This window comes from Zemynaea arenosa (assembly GCF_004614185.1).
In the GTDB taxonomy this organism is placed as follows: domain Bacteria; phylum Pseudomonadota; class Gammaproteobacteria; order Burkholderiales; family Burkholderiaceae_D; genus Telluria; species Telluria arenosa.
The window spans coordinates 1-8,700 of the sequence record NZ_SPVF01000214.1 but is presented as its reverse complement, the minus strand read 5'-3'; the positions used below and the strand labels follow the sequence as shown (position 1 = coordinate 8,700).

The following is an 8,700-nucleotide window of genomic DNA, read 5'->3' as shown; positions in this document are numbered from 1 at the left end:
GCCTCTTCCGCAAGCGCTGCCTCTCCCGCGACCGCGCCAGACGAGGCGCCGGCATCGGCCGGGGCCGCGACGGGGATGTCGCTGCCGCCACCGGGGCGCAAAGCGCCTTCGCGGGCCAGGCGCGCGTCCTGGAGGCGGATCAGTTCGGCGGCGATCCAGTTACGGCGGTCGGTGGCGTCGGCGGGGACGAAGGCCCAGTTGCCGTGCTGGCGGTAGCGGCGCGCCAGATCGGACGACAGCTCAGTCAGCCGGTCCAGCTCGATATTCACGGCGTAGTCGGCAAACGACCCCAGCACGTTCTGCCGCAGCAGCCAGATGCCGGTGGCCGCCACCGCCAGGATGGCCAGCAAAACAGCGGCAAACAACCGATGACCAATGGAAAATCGCATAAGGTCGGCAGTGTACTGAACTTTCCGGCCCGCGCGCAGTCTGAGCTTGCCGAAAGGATCGCGCAAGCCATGGGCGAACTGAACCGGGAAGAGGTGGAGGCCAGGATCGAAACGGCGGCGATGCGCATGACATCTTCGATCGTGCGCATCGAGGAGCGCGTCGCGGCATTTGCGGCATTGATGGAAGAACGGATCAAGAAGCGCCTGCCAGAGGCGCCGGTAAAGAGATAAGATTGAATAAGTGGTGTCGAAAAGTAACAAACTGCAGCCGTTTCGCCACCCCGGCAAGCGCTTGCTATACAATAGCGCGTTAAATTCTGACGAATCTCCCGCCGAGAGCCCGGCCAGTCTTAAGTCCTTCCCCCACAACTTGATGTATGCAATCCGCTAACCGGTCAGGCCGTGTCGCGGAAGGTGTGATAACCCGCTAATCTCGCGAAGCGCGAAGAAAGGTGAGCGAAATGATGCAACAGCAAAAGGCGAACTCCTATCTGTTCGGTGGTAACGCGCCGTACGTGGAGGAGCTCTACGAGGCCTACCTCAACAATCCGGGCTCCGTCCCCGACAACTGGCGCCAGTACTTCGACAGCATGCAGAACGTGCCTGCGGTCGATGGCTCCAACAAGCCCGACGTGGCGCACGCACCCGTCATCGCCTCGTTCGCCGAGCGCGCCAAGCAAGGCGCCGTGCGCATGGTCTCCAGCGCCGGCGACCCGGAAAAAGCCCGCAAACGCGTCGCTGTCACGCAGCTGATCGCCGCCTACCGCTACCTCGGCTCGCGCTGGGCTAACCTGGACCCGCTGCAGCGCCAGGAGCGCCCCAACATTCCTGAACTGGACCCCGCGTTCTACGGTTTCACCGACGCGGACATGGACACCCAGTACAATATTTCGAACACCTACTTCGGCCCGGAAAACGCGTCCCTGCGCGACCTGACCCAGTTCCTGCGCGACACCTACACGCGCTCGATCGGCGCCGAGTTCATGTACATCTCCGACCCGGCCGAAAAGCGCTGGCTGCAGGAGCGCCTGGAGTCGATCCGCTCGACCCCGCACTTCACCCCGGAGAAGAAGAAGCACATCCTGGAGCGCCTGACCGCGGCCGAAGGCCTGGAGCGCTACCTGCACACCAAGTACGTCGGCCAGAAACGCTTCTCGCTGGAGGGCTCCGAGTCCTTCATCGCCTCGATCGACGAGACCATCCAGCGCGCCGGTGAAAAAGGCGTGCAGGAGATCGTGATCGGCATGGCCCACCGCGGCCGCCTGAACGTGCTGGTCAACACGCTCGGCAAGTCGCCGAAGGAACTGTTCGAGGAATTCGAGGGCAAGCACGGCGACGACCTGCCGTCCGGCGACGTGAAATACCACCAGGGCTTCTCGTCCGACATCTCGACCCAGGGCGGCCCGGTGCACCTGTCGCTGGCATTCAACCCGTCCCACCTGGAGATCGTCAACCCGGTGGTCGAAGGCTCGGTCAAGGCCCGCATGGACCGCCGCGGCGACAAGGAAGGCCAGCAAGTGCTGCCGATCCTGGTGCACGGCGACGCGGCATTTGCCGGCCAGGGCGTGGTGATGGAGACCCTGAACCTGGCCCAGACCCGCGGCTACGGCACGGGCGGCACGGTGCACATCGTGATCAACAACCAGATCGGCTTCACCACTTCCGATCCGCGCGATGCCCGTTCGACCATCTACTGCTCGGACGTGGTCAAGATGATCGAAGCGCCGGTCCTGCACATCAATGGCGACGACCCGGAAGCCGTGGTGCTGGCGACCCAGATTGCGCTGGACTACCGCATGCAGTTCAAAAAGGACGTGGTCCTCGACATCATCACCTACCGCAAGCTGGGCCACAACGAGCAGGACACCCCGGCCCTGACCCAGCCGCTGATGTACAAGAAGATCGGCAAGCACCCGGGGACGCGCAAGCTGTACGCGGACCGCCTGGCGACCCAGGGCACCATCGCCGCCGATGCCGGCGACCAGATGGTCGCGGCCTACCGCGAAGCCATGGATGCGGGCAAGACCACCGTCGATCCGGTGATCTCCAACTTCAAGAACAAGTACGCGGTCGACTGGCTGCCGTTCCTGAACCGCAAATGGACCGACGCCGCCGACACCGCCGTGCCGATGACGGAGCTGAAGCGCCTGTCCGCGCGCATCACCACCGTGCCGGAAAACTTCAAGCTGCACTCGCTGGCCGAGAAGGTGCTAGCCGACCGCGCCACCATGGGCCGCGGTGAGCAGAACCTGGACTGGGGCATGGGCGAGCATCTGGCTTACGCCTCGCTGGTGTCGTCTGGCTACGCCGTGCGCCTGACCGGCCAGGACGCCGGCCGCGGCACCTTCGTGCACCGCCACGCCGTGCTGCACGACCAGAACCGCGAGCGCTGGGACCAGGGCACCTACGTGCCGCTGCAGAACGTCTCCGAATCGCAGGCCCCGTTCACCGTGATCGACTCCGTGCTGTCCGAAGAAGCGGTGCTGGCCTTCGAATACGGCTACTCGACCGCCGAGCCGAACACCCTGACCATCTGGGAAGCGCAGTTCGGCGACTTCGCCAACGGCGCCCAGGTCGTGATCGACCAGTTCATCTCGTCCGGTGAAGTGAAGTGGGGCCGCGCTTCGGGCCTCGTGATGATGCTGCCGCACGGTTACGAAGGCCAGGGCCCGGAGCACTCCTCCGCGCGTCCGGAGCGCTTCCTGCAGCTGTGCGCCGACAACAACATGCAGGTCACGCAGCCGACCACCGCGGCGCAGATCTTCCACCTGCTGCGCCGCCAGATGGTGCGCCAGTTCCGCAAGCCGCTGGTCATCCTGACCCCGAAGTCGCTGCTGCGGAACAAGGACGCCGGCTCGCCGCTGCAGGACCTGGCCAAGGGCGCGTTCCAGACCGTGATCGGCGAAGTGGACGACGCGATCGACGCCAAGAAGGTCAAGCGCGTGATCGCCTGCTCGGGCAAGGTGTACTACGACCTGGTCAACTCGCGCAAGACGCGCGGCGTGACCGATACCGCCATCATCCGTATCGAACAACTCTATCCGTTCCCGCACAAGTCCTTCGCGGCCGAACTGAAGAAGTTCAGCAACGCGACGGAACTGGTGTGGGCGCAGGACGAGCCGCAAAACCAGGGCTACTGGTTCCAGATTCAGCACCACCTGTTCGAATCGATGGAAGCAGGCCAGCGCCTGGCCTATGCGGGCCGTCCGGCGTCCGCCGCACCTGCGGTCGGCTACTACGACAAGCACTATGCGCAGCAGAAGGAGCTGCTGGACACCGCCTTCTCGCGCCTCAAGGGCTTTGTGCTGACCAAGTAAGCCCACGTCGACGAATAGAGAACACACGAATACGGAGTTAAAACCAAATGGCACAAATCGAAGTCAAAGTTCCCCAGCTGTCCGAGTCGGTCGCCGAAGCGACCCTGCAGTCCTGGCACAAGAAGGTCGGCGAAGCCGTCAAGCGCGATGAAAACCTGATCGACATCGAAACCGACAAGGTGGTCCTCGAACTGCCGGCACCGGCCGACGGCGTGATCACCCAGATCATCAAGACCGATGGCGGCACCGTGGTGTCGGGCGAAGTCATCGCCATGATCGACACCGAAGCGTCGGCGCAAGTGAGCCCGCTGGAAGTGAAGGCCGCTCCGGCACCGCAGGCGGCCGCTCCAGCCGCCGCTCCGGCAGCCACCGGTGGCGCCATGTCCGGCGTCGCCATGCCGGCTGCCGCCAAGATCCTGGCCGATAACAACATGTCCGCAGCGGGCATCGAAGGTTCGGGCCGCGATGGCCGCGTGACCAAGGGCGACGCGCTGCAAGCCGTCGCTGGTGGTGCCGCGAAGCCGGCGGCTCCTGCTGCCGCTCCGGCCGCAGCCGCCAAGCCGGCCAAGGCCCCGCTGCCGCAAGTGGCCGCACCGAGCGTCAACCTGGGCGACCGTCCGGAAGAGCGTGTGCCGATGTCCCGCCTGCGCGCCCGTATCGCCGAGCGCCTGGTGGAATCGCAGTCGACCAACGCGATCCTGACCACTTTCAACGAAGTGAACATGCAGCCGGTCATCGACCTGCGCAACAAGTACAAGGACAAGTTCGAGAAGGAGCACGGCGTCAAGCTGGGCTTCATGTCCTTCTTCGTCAAGGCCGCTGTCGCCGCGCTGAAGAAGTACCCGATCCTGAATGCGTCGGTCGATGGCAACGACATCGTCTACCACGGCTACTTCGACATCGGTATCGCGGTCGGTTCGCCGCGCGGCCTGGTGGTGCCGATCCTGCGGAATGTGGACCAGATGTCGATCGCCGAGATCGAGAAGAAGATCGGTGAATTCGGCAACAAGGCCAAGGACGGCAAGCTGACGCTGGAAGACCTGACCGGCGGTACCTTCTCGATCTCCAACGGCGGCGTGTTCGGCTCGATGCTGTCCACCCCGATCATCAACCCGCCGCAGTCGGCGATCCTGGGCGTGCACGCGACCAAGGACCGCGCCGTGGTGGAGAATGGCCAGATCGTGATTCGTCCGATGAACTACCTGGCCATGTCCTACGACCACCGCATCATCGACGGCCGCGAAGCCGTCCTGGGCCTGGTGGCGATGAAGGAAGCGCTGGAAGATCCGGCGCGCCTGCTGCTGGACCTGTAATCCGGCACCTGCCGCTGCCGCGCGCGCATCATGCGTGCGGCAGCGGATTCCAGCGCGCGATCCGGTGTGGCGCGTGCGTTCGCAATTCGATGAAGGAGCATCACCATGAGCATCTCCGACGAAATCAAGCGTTTGCATGAACTGCACCAGGCCGGCGCGCTGACCGATGCCGAATTCGAAGCGGCCAAGGCACGCCTGTTCGCGTCCTCGTCGTCGTCCTCGTCGTCCACGGGCACCGGCTCCGCCGGTCCGAACTGGACCACCGGGACCGCCAGCGGCCCTTCGCTGAACAAGGACATCCCGCCCGGGTCCGGCGACCCGCGGGCCGATATCAACAGCCTGCGCCGCTCGCGCACCGACCGCTGGCTGGGCGGCGTGTGCGGCGGCCTGGCGAAAGTCTCGGGACTCGAATCCTGGATCTGGCGCCTGGTGTTTGTACTGAGCTGCTTCCTCGGCGGCGTCGGCGTGCTGATCTACCTGCTGATGTGGATCTTCGTCCCCGAAGAAATCTGAAGGATTAAAAAGAATGAGTGATACCAAAAAGTTCGATGTCGTCGTGATTGGCGGCGGCCCCGGTGGCTATATCGCCGCCATCCGCGCAGCGCAGCTGGGCTTCCAGGTCGCGTGCATCGACGAGTGGAAGAACGAGAAGGGCGGCCCGGCGCCGGGCGGCACCTGCACCAACGTGGGCTGCATTCCGTCCAAGGCGCTGCTGCAGTCGTCCGAGCATTTCGAGCATGCGGGCCATGCATTCAAGGAGCACGGCATCGATGTCGCCGGCCTGTCCCTGAACCTGCCGCAGATGCTGAAGCGGAAGAAGACGGTCGTCGACCAGAACAACCAGGGCATCCTGTTCCTCTTCAAGAAGAACAAGGTTTCCTTCTTCCACGGCCGCGGTTCGTTCGCGGGTGCGGCGGATGGTGGCTACACGATCAACGTGGCCGGTGCTTCCAACGAAACCCTGCAGACCAAGCACGTGGTCGTGGCCACCGGCTCCAACGCGCGCGAACTGCCGGGCGCACCGTTCGACGAAAAGGTGATCCTGTCCAACGACGGTGCCCTGGCCATCGACGCGGTTCCGGCCAACCTGGGCGTGATCGGCGCGGGCGTGATCGGCCTGGAGATGGGCTCCGTGTGGCGCCGCCTGGGTGCCAAGGTCACCGTGCTGGAAGGTTTGCCGACTTTCCTCGGCGCGGTCGACGAGCAGATCGCCAAGGAAGCGCACAAGCTGTTCACCAAGCAGGGCCTGGCCATCTCGCTGGGCTGCAAGATCGGGAAGATCACCAACGACGGCAAATCGGTCACCGTGGAATACGCGGACGACAAGGGCGCCGAGCAGAAGGCGGTGTTCGACAAGCTGATCATCTCGATCGGCCGCGTGCCGAACACCATTGGCCTGAATGGCGATGCGGTCGGCCTGAAGCTGGACGAGCGTGGCTTTGTGGTGGTGGACGACGAGTGCAAGACCAACCTGCCGAACGTGTGGGCGGTGGGCGACGTGGTGCGCGGCCCGATGCTGGCGCACAAGGCGGAAGAAGAGGGCGTCGCGGTGGCCGAGCGCATCGCAGGCCAGCATGGGCACGTCAACTTCAACACCATCCCGTGGGTGATCTACACCTCGCCGGAGATCGCGTGGGTCGGCAAGACCGAGCAGGCGCTGAAGGCCGAAGGCCGCGCCTACAAGGCCGGCACCTTCCCGTTCATGGCCAACGGCCGCGCGCGTGCGCTGGGCGATACCTCGGGCATGGTGAAGTTCCTGGCCGATGCCACGACCGATGAGATCCTGGGCGTGCACATCGTCGGCCCGATGGCCTCCGAGCTGATCTCCGAAGCCGTGGTGGCGATGGAGTTCCGCGCGTCGTCCGAAGACATCGCCCGGATCTGCCACGCGCACCCGTCGCTGTCCGAAGCGACCAAGGAAGCGGCCCTGGCGGTCGACAAGCGTTCGCTCAATTTCTGATGTTCCCTGCGCGGGCGGCAGTGCACCGCCTGCCCGCGCGACCATGCGGCCACCGTGCGTGGCCGCTTTTGGTTTGTAGCCGCACTTCTCACAGCAGTCCCGCATGAACGTCCAGGAATACTACGCCCACGCGCTGGCCCAGCGCGGCTACGCCTCCGATCCGGCCCAGCAGCGCGCCGTCGACCGTCTCCAGCAGGCCTATGACGACTGGGTGGACTACAAGTCCCAGCGCTCGTCCACCTTCAAGCGCCTGATCAACCGGCCGGACGTGCCGCGCGGCGTGTACCTGTGGGGTGGGGTGGGGCGCGGCAAGTCCTTCCTGATGGACTCCTTCTATTCGGTGGTGCCGGTGGTGCGCAAGACGCGCCTGCACTTCCATGAGTTCATGCGCGGCGTGCACCGCCAGCTGGACGACTTGAAGGGCGTGGCCGATCCGCTGGATGAAGTGGCGCGCCGCACTGCGCGCAAGTACCGGCTGATCTGCTTCGACGAATTCCACGTGTCCGATGTCGCGGACGCGATGATTTTGTATAACCTGCTGAAGGCGCTGTTCGACAACGGCGTGCAGTTCGTGATGACCTCGAACTATCAGCCGGACACGCTGTACCCGGACGGCCTGCACCGCGACCGCATCCTGCCCACCATCGCGCTGCTGAAGGAGCGGATGGATGTGCTGAACGTGGACGCGGGCATCGACTACCGCAAGCGCGCGCTGGAACAGGTCGAGGTGTATCACTGCCCGCTGGGCGCCAAGGCCGATGCGGAGCTGCGCGCGGCCTACGACTCGATCGCCGAGACGCCGGACGAGAACCCGGTGGTGCATATCGAGAACCGCGAAATTCGGGCGCTGCGCCACGCGGGCGGCATTATCTGGTTCGATTTTGCGACCCTGTGCGGCGGGCCGCGTTCGCAGAACGATTACCTGGAACTGGCGAGCCGCTTTCACACGGTGATCCTGTCCGGCATACCGATGATGTCCGCCGGGCAGTCGTCCGAGGCGCGCCGCTTCACCTGGCTGGTGGATGTGTTCTACGACCACAAGGTCAAGCTGATCATGTCGGCCGCGGTGCCGCCCGAGGAGCTGTACACGCAGGGCGTGCTGTCGAACGAGTTCCACCGCACCGTCTCGCGTATCATTGAGATGCAGTCGCGTGAATACATGGAGTCGGACCGCCGCGCGGTGGCCGGCTCGCTGGGCTAACAACAAGGGCACACCCGATGGCAGGACGCTTCGCACTCTCCGTTTCGATCATGCTGGCGCTGGGCGGCTGCGCGTCCTCGCTGACGACGCCGACGTCCACCGTCACCGTGGCGCCGCCGCAGTCGGTGGCCGACGCCGATGCCGCGCTGGCCCAGGCCACGCGCGAGCGCACGGCGCTGGAGGCGGAGTATGCGCGCAGCGAGGCGGTCTGCTATACCAAATTCTTCGTCAATAACTGTCTGGACGAGGCGCGCGAGAAGCGGCGCCTCGGACTGGTGCGGGTGAAGGCGGTGGAAGCGGTGATGGAGCGCTACAAGCGCCAGGTGTCGGTGGATGCGCGTGATCGCGACCTGGCCAAGGCCGAGGCGGAGTTCCAGGCGGAGGAAGCGCGCCGCGCCGCCGAGCCGGTACCCAAGCGCGAGCCGGAACCGGAATCGGCCGCGCCGCAGCCGCCCGCCAAGACCATCGCCCAGCGCCGCGCCGAGCGCGATGAGCGGGTGCAGGCGGCCGCCACGGAAGC

Annotated in this window: 7 protein-coding genes and 1 pseudogene; 7 read left to right on the top strand and 1 reads right to left on the bottom strand. The window is 65.1% G+C overall.

The genetic code is table 11. The annotated features are described in order from the left end of the window. Positions 1–365 (bottom strand): annotated as a pseudogene (locus E4L96_RS16515) (hypothetical protein); the annotation flags it as partial. Between the two features lie 3 nt (positions 366–368). Here E4L96_RS16515 and E4L96_RS16510 point away from each other — a divergent pair. The 7 genes from E4L96_RS16510 to E4L96_RS16480 form a co-directional block, all read left to right on the top strand. Further along, positions 369–620 carry a hypothetical protein gene (locus E4L96_RS16510; protein ID WP_135208312.1) on the top strand — a complete coding sequence of 84 codons (252 nt, stop codon included), beginning with the start codon at positions 369–371 and terminating at the stop codon, positions 618–620. Positions 621–850: 230 nt separating this feature from the next. After that, entirely contained in the window at positions 851–3,706 is a 2,856-nt protein-coding gene (locus E4L96_RS16505; protein WP_135208311.1) for a 2-oxoglutarate dehydrogenase E1 component, read from the top strand. Between the two features lie 47 nt (positions 3,707–3,753). Continuing rightward, a complete protein-coding gene (gene odhB / locus E4L96_RS16500; protein ID WP_135208310.1) occupies positions 3,754–5,019 on the top strand; it encodes a 2-oxoglutarate dehydrogenase complex dihydrolipoyllysine-residue succinyltransferase in 1,266 nt (421 codons plus the stop codon). Positions 5,020–5,124: 105 nt separating this feature from the next. Continuing rightward, positions 5,125–5,532: a PspC domain-containing protein gene (locus tag E4L96_RS16495; RefSeq protein ID WP_135208309.1), complete on the top strand. Its 408-nt coding sequence runs from the start codon at positions 5,125–5,127 to the stop codon at positions 5,530–5,532. A 13-nt stretch (positions 5,533–5,545) separates the two neighbouring features. Further along, positions 5,546–6,979 carry a dihydrolipoyl dehydrogenase gene (lpdA, locus tag E4L96_RS16490; RefSeq protein WP_135208308.1) on the top strand — a complete coding sequence of 478 codons (1,434 nt, stop codon included), beginning with the start codon at positions 5,546–5,548 and terminating at the stop codon, positions 6,977–6,979. 103 nt (positions 6,980–7,082) lie between these two features. Continuing rightward, the gene (gene zapE / locus E4L96_RS16485; protein ID WP_135208307.1) at positions 7,083–8,180 is read left to right on the top strand and encodes a cell division protein ZapE; all 1,098 of its coding nucleotides are present in this window, start codon (positions 7,083–7,085) and stop codon (positions 8,178–8,180) included. A gap of 17 nt (positions 8,181–8,197) precedes the next feature. Beyond that, positions 8,198–8,700, top strand: a 503-nt coding sequence (locus E4L96_RS16480) for a hypothetical protein (protein ID WP_135208306.1), incomplete at its 3' end; no start/stop codon positions are given.

Bases quoted from the DNA above. Each gene is read 5' to 3' on its own strand.
- E4L96_RS16510 (WP_135208312.1), top strand. From the start codon at position 369: ATGACCAATGGAAAATCGCATAAGGTCGGCAGTGTACTGAACTTTCCG.
- E4L96_RS16505 (WP_135208311.1), top strand. From the start codon at position 851: ATGATGCAACAGCAAAAGGCGAACTCCTATCTGTTCGGTGGTAACGCG.
- odhB (WP_135208310.1), top strand. From the start codon at position 3,754: ATGGCACAAATCGAAGTCAAAGTTCCCCAGCTGTCCGAGTCGGTCGCC.
- E4L96_RS16495 (WP_135208309.1), top strand. From the start codon at position 5,125: ATGAGCATCTCCGACGAAATCAAGCGTTTGCATGAACTGCACCAGGCC.
- lpdA (WP_135208308.1), top strand. From the start codon at position 5,546: ATGAGTGATACCAAAAAGTTCGATGTCGTCGTGATTGGCGGCGGCCCC.
- zapE (WP_135208307.1), top strand. From the start codon at position 7,083: ATGAACGTCCAGGAATACTACGCCCACGCGCTGGCCCAGCGCGGCTAC.